11 protein-coding genes and 1 pseudogene are annotated in these 16,666 nt (G+C 63.7%); 6 read left to right on the top strand and 6 right to left on the bottom strand.

All coding sequences use genetic code 11. The annotated features are described in order from the left end of the window. Positions 1-122 precede the first annotated feature (122 nt). Positions 123-1,334, bottom strand: a complete 1,212-nt coding sequence (locus IFT44_RS16325; RefSeq protein WP_192059314.1) for a YeeE/YedE family protein — start codon at positions 1,332-1,334, stop codon at positions 123-125. Between the two features lie 366 nt (positions 1,335-1,700). Between IFT44_RS16325 and IFT44_RS16330 the strand changes: the two genes are divergently transcribed. The 3 genes from IFT44_RS16330 (at position 1,701) to IFT44_RS16340 (ending at position 5,861) form a co-directional block, all read left to right on the top strand. Next, the gene (locus IFT44_RS16330; RefSeq protein WP_192055147.1) at positions 1,701-2,147 is read left to right on the top strand and encodes a GNAT family N-acetyltransferase; all 447 of its coding nucleotides are present in this window, start codon (positions 1,701-1,703) and stop codon (positions 2,145-2,147) included. 8 nt (positions 2,148-2,155) lie between these two features. Continuing rightward, complete coding sequence (locus IFT44_RS16335) at positions 2,156-2,839, top strand: GNAT family N-acetyltransferase (protein WP_122480001.1); 684 nt, start codon at positions 2,156-2,158, stop codon at positions 2,837-2,839. Between the two features lie 61 nt (positions 2,840-2,900). Continuing rightward, on the top strand, positions 2,901-5,861 hold the full coding sequence (locus IFT44_RS16340; RefSeq protein ID WP_192176236.1) for an autotransporter family protein: 2,961 nt from the start codon (positions 2,901-2,903) through the stop codon (positions 5,859-5,861). 75 nt (positions 5,862-5,936) lie between these two features. Here IFT44_RS16340 and oadA read toward each other — a convergent pair whose 3' ends face one another. Beyond that, positions 5,937-7,760 (bottom strand): sodium-extruding oxaloacetate decarboxylase subunit alpha, encoded by a 1,824-nt coding sequence (gene oadA / locus IFT44_RS16345; RefSeq protein WP_185794645.1) that lies wholly within the window; start codon positions 7,758-7,760, stop codon positions 5,937-5,939. Between the two features lie 11 nt (positions 7,761-7,771). Further along, positions 7,772-9,187: an acetyl-CoA carboxylase biotin carboxylase subunit gene (locus IFT44_RS16350; RefSeq protein ID WP_122480004.1), complete on the bottom strand. Its 1,416-nt coding sequence runs from the start codon at positions 9,185-9,187 to the stop codon at positions 7,772-7,774. Positions 9,188-9,375: 188 nt separating this feature from the next. Between IFT44_RS16350 and IFT44_RS16355 the strand changes: the two genes are divergently transcribed. Continuing rightward, positions 9,376-10,338, top strand: coding sequence for a LysR family transcriptional regulator (locus IFT44_RS16355; protein WP_192176237.1), 963 nt, complete (start codon positions 9,376-9,378; stop codon positions 10,336-10,338). Here the strand turns inward: IFT44_RS16355 and IFT44_RS16360 are convergent. The 3 genes and pseudogenes from IFT44_RS16360 to IFT44_RS16370 all read right to left on the bottom strand — a co-directional run. Next, complete coding sequence (locus IFT44_RS16360; protein ID WP_122716067.1) at positions 10,280-10,495, bottom strand: PA3496 family putative envelope integrity protein; 216 nt, start codon at positions 10,493-10,495, stop codon at positions 10,280-10,282. The genes IFT44_RS16355 and IFT44_RS16360 overlap by 59 nt on opposite strands. Before the next feature lie 99 nt (positions 10,496-10,594). Continuing rightward, positions 10,595-11,470 (bottom strand): transcriptional regulator HexR, encoded by an 876-nt coding sequence (hexR, locus tag IFT44_RS16365; RefSeq protein WP_122480007.1) that lies wholly within the window; start codon positions 11,468-11,470, stop codon positions 10,595-10,597. A gap of 195 nt (positions 11,471-11,665) precedes the next feature. Further along, positions 11,666-13,213: pseudogene (locus IFT44_RS16370) on the bottom strand (PAS domain-containing protein); the annotation flags it as partial. Between the two features lie 154 nt (positions 13,214-13,367). Here IFT44_RS16370 and uvrD point away from each other — a divergent pair. Together uvrD and IFT44_RS16380 are read left to right on the top strand one after the other, a co-directional pair. Next, the gene (gene uvrD / locus IFT44_RS16375) at positions 13,368-15,551 is read left to right on the top strand and encodes a DNA helicase II (protein ID WP_192103061.1); all 2,184 of its coding nucleotides are present in this window, start codon (positions 13,368-13,370) and stop codon (positions 15,549-15,551) included. Between the two features lie 191 nt (positions 15,552-15,742). After that, positions 15,743-16,597: a Tim44 domain-containing protein gene (locus IFT44_RS16380; RefSeq protein WP_122480010.1), complete on the top strand. Its 855-nt coding sequence runs from the start codon at positions 15,743-15,745 to the stop codon at positions 16,595-16,597. Positions 16,598-16,666 lie beyond the last annotated feature (69 nt).

Consider the following 16,666-nt stretch of genomic DNA (forward strand, 5'->3'; position numbering starts at 1 on the left):
CTGCGGTGTATCAGACAGACTGCGGCGCGCCCTTCGCGGCCACGGACCGCTCCTACGAAGCTTGCATGATCCCGTAGGAGCGGTCATCGGCCGCGAAGCAGGCGCCGCGGTGTCACTGTCACTCAGCAGCCGGTCAGGCGTTCCACGCGCGCTTCGTTGGGAAAGAACAACGGACGCAGGCGAACGCCAACGCTGTTGCCGATGAAGGCGGCGACCAGCCACAGCCAGCCATGCAGGCTGCCAGAGGCAATGCCGCTGAAATACGCACCGATGTTGCAGCCATAAGCCAGGCGCGACCCATAGCCCAGTAACAACCCGCCAATCACGGCCGCGATCAGTGACCGGCGCGGGATCTTCAAGCTGGGCGCGAAATGCCCGGCCAACCCCGCCGCCAGCAGTGCACCCAGCACGATACCGATGTCCATGACGCTGGTGATGTCCTCCCACACCGGCGCAGCCAGCGCCTTGGCGTTGGATGCGGTTTGCCAGAACGCCCAACTGCCCACGTCCACGCCCAACCCACTGGCCACTTTCGCCCCCCACAGGGCGAACGCCGACGTGATGCCCCAAGGCCGACCGGCCAGCGCCAGCGTGGCGAAGTTCAGCAGCGCCAGCGCGACTGCTCCCCACACCAGGGGCCACGGCCCGCGCAGGAACCTGTTCGAACCAGGCGTCGCCCGCACGTCGGGTGTTTCCAGCGCACCATGCCGACGCCGTTCCAGGCCCACCGTCACCCACGCGATCAGCGCGAACACGCCCAGGCTCAGCAACAGCGCCGGCACCACGCCCAGGCTCTTGACGATCGAGATCGCCGGCAACGATGGCAAGGCAAACCACCAGTCCACATGGTGGGTCGCGATCAGTGAGCCACAGATGAAGAACAGCAGGGTCACCAGCATGCGTGCGTTGCCACCACCGACGGTGAACAGCGTCCCCGACGCGCAACCGCCACCCAACTGCATGCCGATGCCGAAAATGAAGGCACCGAACACCACCGACAAACCGGCGGGCGCGACCAGCCCCACCACCGGCTGGCCGAACAGGCTGCCTGCACCCAGAACCGGAAAGAACAGCAGCACCGCCAGCGTCAGCATGACCATCTGCGCCCGCAGCCCTGCGCCTCGGCGATCACGGATGAACACCCGCCAGGCAGACGTGAAGCCGAAGGCTGCGTGATAAAGCGTCAGACCCAGGGCCGCACCGACCGCCCACAACAGCACCTGGCGCGAACCCACCGCAGCGGCGAGAAACACCCCGCCGAGCACCAGCAGAGAGATCGCCACCAGCGGCGCACCCAGTGCACGCCGTGGGGCAACAGAAAAGGTCGAACTCATGGCAGCATCCGAATAGAGAGACAAGACAGCGCAGCAGTATAAAACCTAAAGCCAGGTGTTGATGCGTCTCTGCGACCAGAGCGACTTCAGGCCGCAGGTGATCGGTGCCAGGCACCCGCAGGATTTTGTGAACAACCTTCTTGCAACGTTCCCTCGACGCGCCGGTCAGAAACTGTCCAACCGCGGCTGAGCAAGCCATTTCACTGTATGTAATACCAGACGCTTAGGGCGATCTGTGGATAAACCTGTGCATAACCGGGGGTATAACCCTGTGGATACCTGTGTGGATAATCTTCCGAGTGCTGTTGGATGCACTCGCTCGCACAAGATGCCAAGATGACCGTCACGACCCACCGGAGCACGACCATGTCCGACCTCGCCATTCGTCCTGTTACCGCAGCCGACCATCTTGCCTGGCTGAACCTCTGGCGGGCCTACCAGCTTTTCTACCAGACCGAGATTCCCGACGCCGTGACCCAGGTCACCTGGCAGCGCATGCTCGACGACGCCGAACCCATGCACGCGGCGCTTGCCTGGCGCGACGGCGTGGCCATCGGCATGGTTCACTACATCTATCACCGCTCGTGCTGGACCATTGAAAACTCCTGCTACCTGCAGGATCTGCTGGTGGATGCTTCGGTACGCGGTGGGGGCGTGGGTCGCCAGTTGATCGAGTTCGTCTACGCAACCGCCAAGACCGCCGGTTGCGCCAAGGTCCACTGGCTCACCCATGAAACCAACAGCACCGCCATCGGGCTGTACCGGAATATCGCCGAGCAGCCCGGTTTCATCCAATTTCGCAAGCCACTCTAGGAGCTGCCATGCCCACATCCGCCTCCGCATCCGACTGGAAGCCCGTAAAGGCACCCGTGGCGACCACCATGAACGGTCGCTTCATCCGCCTGGAGAAACTCGATCCCAAGCGCCATGGTGAAGACCTCTGGGAAGCCCTGCAGGGGCCGCAGTCCGACGCGCAGCTGTGGGACTACCTGCCCTACGGTCCCTTCAACGACCTGGAGCTGTTCTACATCTGGCTCGACGGCTATGCCATCAGCAACGATCCGCTGGGCTTCTGCGTGGTCGACCAGCACACCGGCAAAGCCGAAGGCATCCTCAGCCTGATGTCCATCGTGCCGGCGCACGGACGCCTGGAAGTGGGCCACGTGGCCTTTGCCGCCTCCATGCAGCGCACGCCCAAGGGCACGGAGGCGATCTACCTGGCGCTCAAGCTGGCATTCGGTCAGGGCTATCGCCGGGTCGAATGGAAGTGCGACAACGCCAACAAACGTTCGCGCCGCGCCGCCGAACGCGTCGGTTTCAGCCTCGAAGGCGTGTTCCGCCAGCACATGGTAGTCAAGGGTCGCAACCGTGACACGGCGTACTTTTCCATCACCCACAGCGAGTGGCCGGCAATCGAGGCAGCGTTCGAGGGCTGGCTGGCGGTAGACAACCAGCCTTCTTCCGGCCAGCGCAAACCCTTGGAACAGTTTCGCGTCGGCGTTTAAATAATTCTGTAAAGACCAGGGGCTATACAGGACGACCTCACTGCAATCAGGTCGTCCGCTCATGCCGTACTCTCCGCACCGCCTCGCCCTTGCCATCGCTCTGCTCGCCCCGGGCACGCCGATGTCGGCGGCCTTCGCCAAAGACCTGCAGATCGATACCGCCATCCAGGCGACGCAAAGCCTGAGCGATACCGATCGCCTGACGGTGAGCAAGGCTGGGAGCATCACGGCCAGTGCCGAGGCGATCAAGCTCAAGGGTTCGGCAGCGGGTACTGGCGTGGTTGTGGATAACTCGGGCCGGCTGATCTCCACTGCCGATCGAGCCATCGACAGCTCCAGTAGCGGCGCAATGCGCAACTACACCCTGATCAATCGCGCGGGTGCGCTGATTCAAGGCTCGTCCGATGCCTTTCGCATCAAGGACGATTTCAGCCGTGGCGCCATCGCCATCGACAACAGTGGCACGCTGCGCTCGCTGAACAAGCGCGCTATCGATCTGGAAGCCCTGGAAAGCGCTGGCATCGCCACCACCCTCGACAACCGCGCCGGCGGGTTGATCCGCAGCGAAAAGAACGACGCGATGAAAACCGGTATCAATGCAACGATCATCAACCACGGCGAGATATCCACAGGCGACACCTTCAGCCTCGACGACAAGTACGACGGTATCGACGTGGCGGCGGCCACTGGCGTGTCCGTGTACAACCATGGCTTGATCAGCGGCGGCCGCCACGGCCTGACCACGGACGAAGGTGCGCTGCTGTACAACGAAGGCACGCTGATAGGCCGCAATGGCTCGGGCTACGGTTCGGACGGCAACGGCACGGTCATCAACCATGGCCTGATCTCCGGCGATGTGTCCGGCCTGCAGGCCGTGGGTGACGGCGACGGTGTGGACATCGACTACATCGGCCATATCGAGAACTACGGCACCATTCGCGGCACCGGTGCATCCGGTGCCAAGCCAGGCGATCCCCTCAATGCCAGCGAAGGCATCGCCATGGGCGGCGGTTATATTTTCAATGCGGCAGGCGCCACCATCAGCGGCGCCGACAATGCCATCCTGATCGACGATGGCAGCAATGGCTCGGCCCATGGCGCCACCTATCTGGAGAACCATGGCAGCATCAGCGGGCTCAACGGCTTCGGCGTGCAGCTCAATGGCGCCTTCGCCGACACCGTCATCAACGCCGGCTCCATCGGCGGCAGCAATGGACAGGCCCTGCAAATGGGCGCAGGCGATGACCGTTTGACCGTACTTAGCGGTGGTCGCTTCAACGGTGTGGTCGACGGCGGCAGCGGCCGCGATCGTGTGATCCTGGAGGGCAACGCCGGCGGCAGTTTCGGCAACAGCCGCCACTTCGAAACCCTGGAAGTGCAGAGCGGCACCTGGACCCTCACCAGCATCGGCGACTTCAGCGCCGACAGTCGCATTGCCAACGGCGCCACGCTGATCAACCAGGGCAGTATTGCCGGCAACCTCAGCGTTGACCCGGGCGGCGTCTACGCCGGCGGTGGCGCAGTGGGCAACCTGCTCGTCAACGGCACCTTGTCGAGCAACAGCCAACTGGGCACTGCCTTGGTCAACGGCGACCTGACACTGGCACGCGGCGCAACCCTGGCGTATGGCGTGAACGCCGATGGCAGCAGTGCGCCGCTGCAGGTCGCAGGCGCGGCCAATCTCGACGGCGCCACCCTGGCCGTTGTGCCGAGCAGTGGCGAATACCCCTGGCAAAGCCGCTACACCGTGCTGCAGGCGGGCAGCGTGAACGGTCGCTTCGGTACGGTGACGAGCGACTACGCCTTTCTGACCCCGACCCTGAGCTACGGCGCGACCGCGGTCGACCTCGACTACACCCGCAACGACATCGCCTTCGCCGACTTCGCCAGCACCACCAATGGCGGCAATGCCGCCCGCAGCCTGGCTGCCGCAAGCAGCGGCACCCTGTACAACGCCCTGCTCGGCACCAGCACCGCCAGCGCAGGGGCGGCCATCGAGCAACTGGCTGGCAGCAGCAACGCCAACCTGGCTGCCGCAACCCTGGCCGGTACCACCCAGGTCGGCAGCAGCATGCTCTCGGCCATGCGCCAGATGGGCAGCGGCAGCGGCCTGCTGGTGGGCCTGGGCGCACAAGACACGCCGGTGCTGGCCGCCAGCGGCATACCCGACCAGGCCCGCAACCTCAACGACCCCAACGCACAGGGCCGTGTCTGGGTCCAGGCACTGGGCAGCTACGGCAAGCTTGATGGCGAACACGGCAGCGATGGCCTCGAACAGCGGACTTCGGGCGCCGTGCTGGGCACCGACTGGGCACTGACCCCGGACTGGCGCGTGGGCCTGCTGGGCGGTTATTCGCGTACCGACCTGGACGCATCCGGCGTGGACGGCAAAATCGACAGCTGGCACGCAGGCATCTACGCCCTGCGCCAGAACGGTCCGCTGGCCCTGCGCCTGGGTGCGGCCTACAGCCAGCATGATGGCAACAGCAAGCGCAGTGTCGACTTCGCCGGCTTCAGTGACCGTTTGCGCGGCGACTACGACGCCGACAGCCAGCAAGCCTTCGCCGAACTGGGATACGACCTGGGCAGCGGCCGGCTCAGCGCCGAACCCTTCGCCAACCTGGGCTACCAGCGCTACAGCCGCGACGGCTACCGCGAAAAAGGCGGAGCCGCCGCCCTCGCCGTGGACGCCCAGACACAGGACAACTTCACCAGCACCTTCGGCGTGCGCCTGGCTCACTTGAGCCAACTGGACAACGGCATGAGCCTGACCCCGCGTGGCAGCCTGGGCTGGCGTCATGCCTATGGAGACGTCGACAACAGCACCCGGCAGGCGTTTGCCAGTGGTGGCAATGCGTTCAGTGTCGAAGGCAGCGCCCTGGACCGCGACAGCCTGATGGTCGAAGCCGGCCTGGACCTGGGTGTCAGTGCGCGGCAGAGCGTCGGCATCGGTTACACCGGCGAGCTGGGTAGCAACAGTCGCAACCATGCTGTGGTCGGCCAGTGGCAGATGCGCTTCTGATCAGTCTCGCGGCTGCCGGGTGGACAAAAAAAAGGGGGCCACCCGGCCCCCAGAGGAAAACCTTGAAACCTGAGATCAGCCCTCGATCTCGATCAGTATCTCGCCGGGGTTCACGCGGTCGCCCTTGGCCACGTGGATCGCCGTGACCTTGCCTGCCACACCGGCCTGGACCTCGGTTTCCATCTTCATCGCCTCGGTGATCAACAGCGCCTGGCCGGCCTTGACCGAGTCACCCAGCTTGACCAGCACATCGACGATATTGCCGGGCATGGCGGTGCTGACATGGCCGGGTTCGCTGGCCTGCTTGCGTTTGCCGATACCGCTGCCGACGAACTCGTTCAACGGCTCGAACACCACCTCTTCAGGCATGCCGTCGATGGACAGGTAGAAGTGCCGCTTGCCTTCGGCCTTGACCCCGACACCGGTGATGTCGACTCGATAGCTCTCGCCGTGCACATCGATGACGAACTCGGTCGGTACCCCTTCACCGCTGCGCGCAACCTGCGCTCCGGCCTCGGGGATCGGCAGCAACACCTCGGGCACCAGCGTGCCGGCGGCACGCTCTTCGAGGAACTTGCGCCCGATGTCGGGGAACATCGCAAACGTCAGTACATCCTCCTCCGACTGCGCCAGCTCGCCGATGTCCTTGCGCAGCTTGTCCATCTCCGGCTTGAGCAGGTCGGCGGGACGTACGTCGATGACCTCCTCGCTGCCGATCGCCTGGCGCCGCAGTTGTTCGTTGACCTTACCCGGCGCCTGGCCATAGCCGCCTTGCAGGTACAACTTCACTTCGTTGGTGATGGTCTTGTAGCGCTCGCCGGCCAACACGTTGAAGAATGCCTGGGTACCGACGATCTGCGAGGTGGGCGTGACCAGTGGCGGGAAGCCGAGGTCTTCGCGCACCTTGGGGATCTCGGCCAGCACCTCGTTCATACGGTTCAGCGCGCCCTGCTCCTTGAGCTGGTTGGCCAGGTTGGAAATCATCCCGCCCGGCACCTGGTTGACCTGCACGCGGGTATCGACCGCGGTGAATTCGCTTTCGAACTGGTGGTATTTCTTGCGCACGGCGTAGAAATACAGGCCGATTTCCTGCAGCAGTTCCAGGCTCAGGCCGGTATCGAATTCGCTGCCCTTGAGCGCCGCGACCATCGACTCGGTGCCCGGATGGCTGGTGCCCCAGGCGAAGCTCGAGATGGCGGTGTCGATGTGATCGGCGCCATTTTCCACGGCCTTGAGCTGGCACATCGCGGCCAGGCCTGCCGTGTCGTGGCTGTGGATGAACACAGGCAGCGACTGCTCGGCCTTCAACGCCCTGACCAGCTCGCCGGTCGCATAAGGTGTCAGCAAGCCGGCCATGTCCTTGATCGCTACCGAGTCGCAGCCCATGGCTTCCATCTGTTTGGCCTGGGCCACGAACGCGGCCACGGTATGCACCGGGCTGGTGGTATAGGCGATGGTACCCTGGGCGTGTTTGCCGGCTGCCTTCACGGCCTCGATGGCCACGCGCAGGTTCCGCACGTCGTTCATGGCATCGAAGATGCGAAACACGTCGATACCGTTGTCGGCCGCCTTGGCCACGAAGGCCCGCACCACGTCATCGCTGTAATGCCGGTAGCCGAGCAGGTTCTGCCCGCGCAGGAGCATCTGCAGACGCGTGTTCGGCAGCGCCTCGCGCAGCTTGCGCAGGCGTTCCCACGGGTCTTCCTTGAGAAAGCGCACGCAGGCATCGAAGGTGGCGCCGCCCCATACTTCCAGCGACCAGTAGCCCACCCGGTCGAGCTTGTCGCAGATAGGCAGCATGTCTTCGGTGCGCATGCGCGTTGCCAGCAAGGACTGGTGGGCGTCGCGCAGGATGGTGTCGGTAACGAATATTCGCTTGGAAACAGGCGTATTGGACATTGTTGTGTTCCTCACAGGCCGGCGTGGGCGGCGATGGCGGCGGCGATGGCCAGGGCCAGCTCTTCGGGTTTGCGCTTGATCGAGTACTGGGTCAGCTCAGGGTGGCTGTCGACGAAACTGGTGTTGAACTGGCCACTGCGAAACTCGGGGTTGCGCAGGATTTCCTGGTAGTACGCCGCGGTGGTCTTGATGCCTTGCAGGCGCATGTCATCCAGCGCACGCAGGCCGCGGTCCATGGCCTCTTCCCAAGTCAGCGCCCAGACCACCAGCTTCAGGCACATGGAATCGTAGAACGGCGGAATGGTGTAGCCGGTATAGATCGCCGTGTCGGTGCGTACGCCCGGCCCACCAGGCGCGTAGTAGCGGGTGATCTTGCCGAAGCTGGGCAGGAAATTGTTCTTCGGATCCTCGGCATTGATGCGGAACTGCAGGGCAAAGCCGCGGTGCACGATGTCTTCCTGCTTTACCGAAAGGGCCAGCCCCGAGGCGATGCGGATCTGCTCACGGACGATGTCGATGCCGGTGATTTCCTCGGTGATGGTGTGTTCGACCTGCACCCGGGTGTTCATCTCCATGAAATACACCTCGCCCTCGGCGAGCAGGAATTCCACGGTGCCGGCGTTCTCGTAACCCACCGCCTTGGCCGCTCGCACCGACAGGTCGCCGATGTAGGCGCGCTGCTCGGGGGTCAGCTGCGGGCTGGGCGCGATCTCGATGAGCTTCTGGTTACGCCGCTGAATCGAGCAGTCGCGCTCGAACAGGTGCACCACATTGCCGAAGCTGTCACCCAGAATCTGTGCTTCGATGTGCTTGGGATTGACGATGCATTTTTCCAGGAACACTTCGGCCGAACCGAAAGCCTTGGTCGCTTCGGAAATCACCCGCGGGAACGCCTGCTCCAGCTCCTCGCGGCTGTTGCAGCGACGAATGCCGCGCCCGCCGCCACCGGAAGTGGCCTTGAGCATGACCGGATAGCCGATGCGTTCGCCCTCCTCCAGCGCTTCGCGGATGTCGGCCACGTTGCCCTCGGTGCCGGGCGTGACCGGCACGCCCGCCTTGATCATGCTGCGCCGGGCTTCGGTCTTGTCACCCATGCGGCGGATGACTTCGGCAGACGGGCCGATGAACTTCACCCCTCGCTCGGCGCAGATATCCGCCAGCTCGGCGTTCTCGGAAAGAAAGCCATAGCCCGGGTGCAAGGCATCGCAGCCGGTTTCCACCGCCAGGTTCACCAGCTTGCGTGGGTTCAGGTAACCGGCCAGGGGCTCGGCACCGATGCTGTGGGCTTCGTCGGCGCGCTTGACGTGCAGCGCGTGGCGATCGGCTTCGGAGTAGATCGCGACCGAACGAATGCCCATTTCGGCGCAGGCTCGTACGATACGTACGGCAATCTCACCTCGGTTGGCGATCAGGATCTTTTTTATCACTTGGAATTTCCTCGACCGATGAATCCATTCGGGTCGGTGCGTGGCCGACCCTTTGGGTAACCAGTTGTTTCCTGGTTGCCCCTGCAAGCTAGCGCGGCATGAGGATTAATAAAAATAAATCTTTGTTGGGTTACATATTAGTAAAAGCTTATATTTGAGGAACTGCCCACCGCACATCGGATTGAGAAATGCGTAAGTCATTGATGCGCCTGACGTTGCGTCAGCTGCAAGTGTTCAACGAAGTGTGCGACCTGCGCTCCTACAGCCGCGCGGCAGAAGAAATGTCGCTGACTCAACCGGCAGTCAGCTTGCAGATTCGTCAGCTGGAAGAGCTGGTGGGCCAGCCCTTATTCGACTATGTGGGCAAGAAGCTCTACCTGACCGAGGCAGCGCAAGCGCTGCAGGCCGCCAGCCGGGACATCTTCGGCCGCCTGGAAAACCTCGACATGCAGCTGTCCGACCTGCAGGGCTCGCTGCAGGGGCAACTCAAGCTGGCGGTCGAATCCAGTGCCAAATATTTCACGCCACACCTGTTCGCCGCCTTCCGCACGCTGCATCCGGAAGTCAATCTGCAGCTCACGGTGGTCAACCGTGCGCAGGTCATTCGCCGTTTGAGTGACAACCGCGACGACGTGACCATCATGTCGATGGTGCCGCAGGACATGGGGCTGGACTTTATGCCCTTCCTCAACAACCCGATCGTGGCGGTGGCTCCGCCCGAGCACCCGCTGTGCCAGCAGGAACGGGTGAACCTGCAGGAGCTGCAAGCCTATACGTTGCTGGTACGCGAACAGGGTTCGGGCACACGACGAGCGTGCGAGGAATATTTCAAGGAGAAGCGCGTGCATTTTGCGCAGACGCTGGAAGTGTCTTCCGCCGAGGCTCAGCGCGAATGCGTGATTGCGGGGCTGGGGCTGGCACTGCTGACACGCCACGCCGTCGCCAGGGAGTTATCCACAGGCACGTTGTGCGAATTGCGTGTGGAAGAGCTGCCGTTGCAGCGCAGTTGGTGCGTGGTGCAGGCCAAGGCACGGCGTCAGTCGCCGGTGGCGTTGGCCTTTGCCGCATTCATCCGCGCCGAACGTGCGCAGATCAAGGCGCTGGTCGAGCGCTTTGGCGGGAACCCGCCGATGCCGCCTGCCAGTAATTGAGCTCGGCATCGTCGCCGATTTCCTGGAGCAAGCGACGCTGCTCGGAATAGCTCTCGATCGCACGGCGAAACTCCATGCGGCGCTGATCTTCCTGCTGACGTTTGGTACGGGTCGCGCTGTTGCCCTGCGGTTGCGAGCCATCGAAGTAACGAGCCATTGCGTGTCTCCCAGTTCGAGTTCGGGAGTACAGGGTGGCGTGGCTATGTGAAGGTTTGGCGACGAGGCGGTGAACATCGGGTTAAACCGCAGCGGTCGCTCAGTCCTCGTGAGCCTCGTGGGCCTTCAACGACTTGGGCGACAGGCGCAGGCTGCGCAGACTGCGCTTGACGCTCTTCAGGTGATTGACCAGGTCTGGGCCGCGGGCCATTGCCACGCCCATGGCCAGTACGTCGATCACCACCAGGTGGGCGATGCGGGAGGCCAGCGGGGTGTAGATCTCGGTGTCTTCATGCACGTCGACCGCCAGGTTGACCGTCGCCAGTTCCGCCAGCGGCGTCTGCCCCGGGCACAGCGAAATCAGGGTGGCGCCGGTTTCACGCACCAGGTTGGCGGTGATCAGCAGGTCCTTCGAGCGCCCGGATTGGGAGATGCACACGGCCACGTCGGTCGGCTTCAGTGTCACTGCCGACATGGCCTGCATGTGCGGGTCCGAGTAAGCCGCCGCCGTCAGCAGCAGACGGAAGAACTTGTGCTGGGCATCGGCGGCCACTGCGCCGGATGCGCCGAAACCATAGAACTCGACACGCTGTGCGGTGACCATGGCGCTGATCGCCCGCTGCAGGGCTTCGGGGTCGAGCTTCTCGCGCACCTCCATCAGGGTATGCAGGGTGGTGTCGAAGATCTTCAGGCTGTAGTCGGCCACCGAGTCGTCTTCGTGGATGGCGAACTGACCGAAACTCGCCCCCGCCGCCAGGCTTTGCGCCAGCTTGAGTTTGAGGTCCTGGAAACCGGTGCAGCCGATCGCCCGACAGAAACGCACGATGGTCGGCTCGCTGATGCCCACGCTGTGCGCCAGGTCGGCCATGGAGCTGTGCATCACCGCCGCAGGGTCCAGCAGCACATGCTCGGCAACCTTGAGTTCGGATTTGCGCAGCAGGTGGCGAGACTGGTCGATGTGTTGCAGCAGGTTCAAGGGACAGCTTCCGCTAAAGGGGTCGAAGGGCCGGGATGTAGCTAGTCTGCAGTTATACTACAGGCCTCTGTGATCGCCCAGTTAAACGTCTCAGCAAGGATGATCGGCCGCCAAATCCGGCCCTTTGCGAATGTCATCGGTACCCATGAGTCTCACCTGCGCGTACCCCGGCCCAGGCTAGCGGTGGTCACCGGTACGCGCCGACACGTCGGTGACCAGAACGATGGTCTGGTGAACTTCACCTCGGGCATTTCGCACGCCGATCAGTTGTAGCCATTGACCATACTGCTCCCCATTCAGTCGCGTCTCGGTCAGCGCTCCCTGCCATGAACCCTCGATGTCCATGGCATGCCGAATCGACGCCTCGCACCTGCGCGCATCGCGACTGCAAGGCAGTTGCCACCAGGATCGCCCGCAGAGCTGATCCGCAGCCAGCCCGGTAATACGGCTGAATGCCGGATTCGACGTCAGTACTTTGCAATGAGCATCGAGCACCAGGATGCCCTCGCTGGAATGGTCGAACACCAACCCCGCCAGCTCCAGCTGGCCGCTCAGGGCGATGTCGCGGCTGGCGTCGCGGCGGGTGCCAACCATGCGCAGGACACTGCCATCCGCCGCACGCTCCACGGCCCGACCGTGGTCTTCGATCCACAACCAGTGGCCTTCATGGTGGCGGATCCGGTACTGCACCAGGTAGTCGTCGCTGCGACCCTTGAGGTGGTCGATCATGGCGCGCTTCACCCGCGGCACGTCCTCCGGGTGCATGCGCGGGCGCAGTTGCTTGAGCATTGCCTGCATGAATTCCGGCTCCAGGCCGAACAGCTCCTTGAGTTGGGTGTGGTAGACCTCGTCAGTGCTCAGGTTCCAGTCCCACAGACCCAAACCGCTCGCCTCCAACGCCAGGGCCAGACGCTGCTCGCTCTTGCCCAGCGCCTGGTTGGCCTGATCCAGTTCACGACTGCGCTGCTGCACGCGATTTTCCAGCTCCGCATGGGCTTGAGCCAATTGCTGCTGGGCCTCGCGGCGCTGGCCAACTTTGGTGGTCAGGGCCTGGTTCAGGCGCTCGCTGCGGCTTTGCGCCAACTGCAGGGTCTCGATCAGCTCCTGGTTGCGAAAGCGCCGCAACAGGCTGCGGTTGGTCAGCCGATTGACCTGCCAGGCGACCACCAGCAATGCTCCCAGGAAAATCAGCCCGAACCAGCCCCAGCCGCGCTGGGCGCCGTCGTTCCATACGAACAGGTAGGCGGTGGGCGGCAGCAGGCACGGCAAGGTATAGGCAAGAAAGGCCGGCAGGCTGACGGCGTAGGCCACGCTGGCCGACAGCGTCGCCGCGCCGAGCAGGCCGAACACCCAGGCCTGTTGGATGAGGTTGTCTTCGGACACCAGCATGATGGCCGCCGCCGCCAGGGTCGCGCCGCTGACGGCCGAGCCGAAGATGAACATGCGCCGCCAGTGGGCCTGGGCCTGCCGGTCCGGCATGGCCGCATCGAACGCCGCCACCTGGATGACTCGTCCGGCCACCAGCAGCAACAGCCACAGCAACCCGATGCTGACCCCCAGGTAATGCTGCGGAGTCCATAGCAGCCAGGCACACAGGCCGCCGTTGAGCAGCATCAGCAAGGTCGGCAGCAATGAGCCCTGGTACAGCAGGCGCGTGCGCTCGGCGGCCAGTTGCGCGGCGTAGCGCTCCTGCAGGGCCTGCTGCTCCAGGGGCGAGTCCAGCGGGTTGAGGTTCGGCGTCATGGGCAATGTGCTTGTCGTGAGGTGCCATCCGTCGAGCCAGAATACACAAGCACAGGCGGCGCACTTGCACCTTATGTCCGACTCTGCAGGTATTTATCCAAAGACGCGCAACTCTTGTTTGCCCCAACTCCATCGCGCACCCTAAAATGCCCGGATGCGCGATGACCTCTCCCTTCTGCTGAACTCCCTCAACGATGCCCAACGCCAGGCCGTAGCGGCCTCCGTCGGCCGTCAGTTGGTCCTGGCCGGTGCTGGTTCCGGTAAAACCCGAGTGCTGGTGCACCGTATCGCCTGGCTGATCCAGGTCGAAAACGCCTCGCCGCACTCGCTGCTGTCGGTGACGTTCACCAACAAGGCGGCCGCCGAGATGCGCCAGCGCATCGAGCAGCTGATGGGCATCAACCCGGCCGGCATGTGGGTCGGCACCTTCCACGGCCTGGCCCATCGCCTGCTGCGCGCGCACTGGCAGGAAGCTGGCCTGAACCAGAACTTCCAGATCCTCGACAGCGACGACCAGCAGCGCCTGGTCAAGCGGGTCATGCGCGAGCTGGGCCTGGACGAGCAGAAGTGGCCGGTGCGCCAGGCGCAGTGGTTCATCAACGGGCAGAAGGACGAAGGTCTGCGCCCGCAGCACATCCAGCCCGGTGGCGACCTGTTCCTGGCGACCATGCGCTCGATCTACGAAGCGTACGAGGCGGCCTGCGCGCGGGCGGGGGTGATCGACTTCTCCGAACTGCTGCTGCGCGCCCTCGACCTGTGGCGCGACAACCCTGGCCTGCTGGCGCACTATCAGCGCCGTTTCCGCCATGTGCTGGTCGACGAATTCCAGGACACCAACGCCGTGCAGTACGCCTGGCTGCGGTTGCTGGCACAAGGTGGCGACAGCCTGATGGTGGTAGGCGACGACGACCAGTCGATCTACGGCTGGCGCGGCGCCAAGATCGAAAACATTCACCAGTATTCCGCCGATTTCCCTGATTCGCAGCTGATTCGTCTGGAACAGAACTACCGCTCCACCGCCGGCATCCTCAAGGCCGCCAACGCCCTGATCGCCAACAACAGCGGGCGTCTGGGCAAGGAGCTGTGGACCGATGGCGGCGATGGCGAGCCGATCAGCCTGTACGCCGCGTTCAACGAACACGACGAGGCGCGCTATGTGGTCGAAACCATCGAGAGCGCGCTCAAGACCGGCCTGGCGCGCAGCGACATCGCCATTCTCTACCGTTCCAACGCCCAGTCGCGGGTGCTGGAAGAGGCGCTGTTGCGCGAGCGTATCCCTTATCGCATCTATGGCGGGCAGCGCTTCTTCGAACGCGCCGAAATCAAGAACGCCATGGCGTACCTACGCCTGCTCGAAGGGCGCGGCAACGATGCCGCCCTGGAGCGGGTGATCAACGTCCCGCCACGCGGCCTGGGCGAGAAGACCGTCGAAGCCATCCGTCAGCATGCCCGTCATGCCGAAGTGTCGATGTGGGAAGCCGGCCGCCAACTGGTGGCCAACAAGGGCCTGACCGGGCGCGCCGCCAATGCCCTAAGCGCGTTCATCGAGCTGATCGAGAACCTCGCCGCCAAGGTCATGCAGATGCCGTTGCACCTGATGACCCAGACGGTCATCGAGCAGTCCGGCCTGATCATCTACCACCAGGAAGAAAAGGGCGAAAAAGGCCAGGCACGGGTGGAAAACCTCGAGGAACTGGTCAGCGCTGCGCGCAACTTCGAAAACGGCGAGGCAGAAGCCGACCTGACGCCGCTGGCGGCATTCCTGGGCCATGCCTCGCTCGAGGCCGGCGACACCCAGGCCGAGGAGCACGAGGACAGCGTGCAGCTGATGACCCTGCACAGCGCCAAGGGCCTGGAGTTTCCCTACGTGTTCCTGGTGGGCATGGAAGAAGGCCTGTTCCCGCACAAGATGAGCCTGGAAGAGCCAGGCCGTCTCGAGGAAGAGCGGCGCCTGGCCTATGTCGGCATCACCCGGGCCATGCAGCAGTTGGTGATGACCTACGCCGAAACGCGCCGCCTCTACGGCAGCGAGACCTACAACAAGGTGTCGCGCTTCGTGCGCGAGGTGCCCGCCGGGCTGATCCAGGAAGTGCGCTTGTCCAACAGCGTGAGTCGTCCTTTCGGCGGTGGCCAGGCGCAGAACTCGAGCAGCCTGTTCGGTGCGGCCAACATTCCGGAAACCCAGTTCAACCTGGGCCAGCGCGTGCAGCACTCTGTGTTTGGCGAAGGCGTGATCCTCAACTTCGAAGGCTCCGGCGCGCAGGCGCGGGTGCAGGTCAACTTCGCCGAGGGCAGCAAGTGGTTGATGCTGGGGTACGCGAAGCTCGAGCCAGTGTAGCCACTGGCTGCAGGGCTTTGTCGCGGTGCCCGGCGGCCGCGAAAAAGCCGACACGGCCTTTCCAAGGAGCAACGAATTTTCCTACGCCGCGCTTCGCATTTACGCAAAAGCTCGAAACATGTTGTCACTAGCTATGTACAGCGCACCTGTGCAACATGACTCGCGTGCAATCCACCTAACGGAATGAACCTATGCAACGTTTTCTCAGCATGGCCCTGGCCCTGTGCATCGGCCTGACCATGAGCCTCGATGCCAGTGCCAAACGCTTCGGCGGCGGCAAGAGCATGGGCGCAGCCCCGACTCACCAGACTCGCCAGGCCGCGCCCACCACCCCAGGTGCCGCAGCAGCCGTCCCAGGCCGTGCAGCCCCAGCCGCCAGCGGTGCCTCGCGCTGGTTGGGCCCTCTGGCCGGCCTCGCCGCCGGTGGCCTGCTGGCGTCCATGTTCATGGGCGATGGCTTCCAGGGCATGCAGATCTTCGACTTCCTGATCATGGCGGTCATCGCCTTCCTGATCTTCCGCTTCATCGCCGCTCGCCGTCGCAAGCAGCAGCAGGGCCCGCAAATGGCCGGCGCCGGTGCTCCGTACCAGCGTGAAGCGATCGACCAGGCACCTGCCCAACCGTCGATCTTCGGTGGCGCCAGCGGTGCTTCCGCAGCCCGTCCGGTGATCAACGCGCCGGCCTGGTTCAACGAAGAAAGCTTCCTGAACGCAGCCCGCAGCCACTTCCAGTCGCTGCAGCAGCACTGGGATGCCAACGAAATGGACAAGATCGCCGAGTTCGTCACCCCGCAGATGCTGCAATCGTTGAAGCAGGAACGTGCCGAGCTGGGTGATGGCTTCCAGTCCACCTACATCGACGATCTGCAAGTGCAGTTGGAAGGTGTCGATGATCGCGCCGAGAAAACCATCGCTACCCTGACATTCGTCGGCGTATCGAAGACCTCGCGCTTCGACAAGGGCGAACCCTTCAGCGAAAGCTGGAACATGGAACGCGCCCAGGGCGAAAATCAGCCTTGGCTGGTCGCGGGTATCCGCCAGAACTGATACACGTCACGCTTTGCAAAGCCCCGGCCCTGGTCGGGGCTTTTGCATTTTGAACGTTGCATCCATTTC

The organism is Pseudomonas sp. CFBP 13710, assembly GCF_014842235.1.
Lineage (GTDB): Bacteria > Pseudomonadota > Gammaproteobacteria > Pseudomonadales > Pseudomonadaceae > Aquipseudomonas > Aquipseudomonas baltica.

Bases quoted from the DNA above. Each gene is read 5' to 3' on its own strand.
- IFT44_RS16325 (WP_192059314.1), bottom strand. From the start codon at position 1,334: ATGAGTTCGACCTTTTCTGTTGCCCCACGGCGTGCACTGGGTGCGCCG.
- IFT44_RS16330 (WP_192055147.1), top strand. From the start codon at position 1,701: ATGTCCGACCTCGCCATTCGTCCTGTTACCGCAGCCGACCATCTTGCC.
- IFT44_RS16335 (WP_122480001.1), top strand. From the start codon at position 2,156: ATGCCCACATCCGCCTCCGCATCCGACTGGAAGCCCGTAAAGGCACCC.
- IFT44_RS16340 (WP_192176236.1), top strand. From the start codon at position 2,901: ATGCCGTACTCTCCGCACCGCCTCGCCCTTGCCATCGCTCTGCTCGCC.
- oadA (WP_185794645.1), bottom strand. From the start codon at position 7,760: ATGTCCAATACGCCTGTTTCCAAGCGAATATTCGTTACCGACACCATC.
- IFT44_RS16355 (WP_192176237.1), top strand. From the start codon at position 9,376: ATGCGTAAGTCATTGATGCGCCTGACGTTGCGTCAGCTGCAAGTGTTC.
- IFT44_RS16360 (WP_122716067.1), bottom strand. From the start codon at position 10,495: ATGGCTCGTTACTTCGATGGCTCGCAACCGCAGGGCAACAGCGCGACC.
- uvrD (WP_192103061.1), top strand. From the start codon at position 13,368: ATGCGCGATGACCTCTCCCTTCTGCTGAACTCCCTCAACGATGCCCAA.
- IFT44_RS16380 (WP_122480010.1), top strand. From the start codon at position 15,743: ATGCAACGTTTTCTCAGCATGGCCCTGGCCCTGTGCATCGGCCTGACC.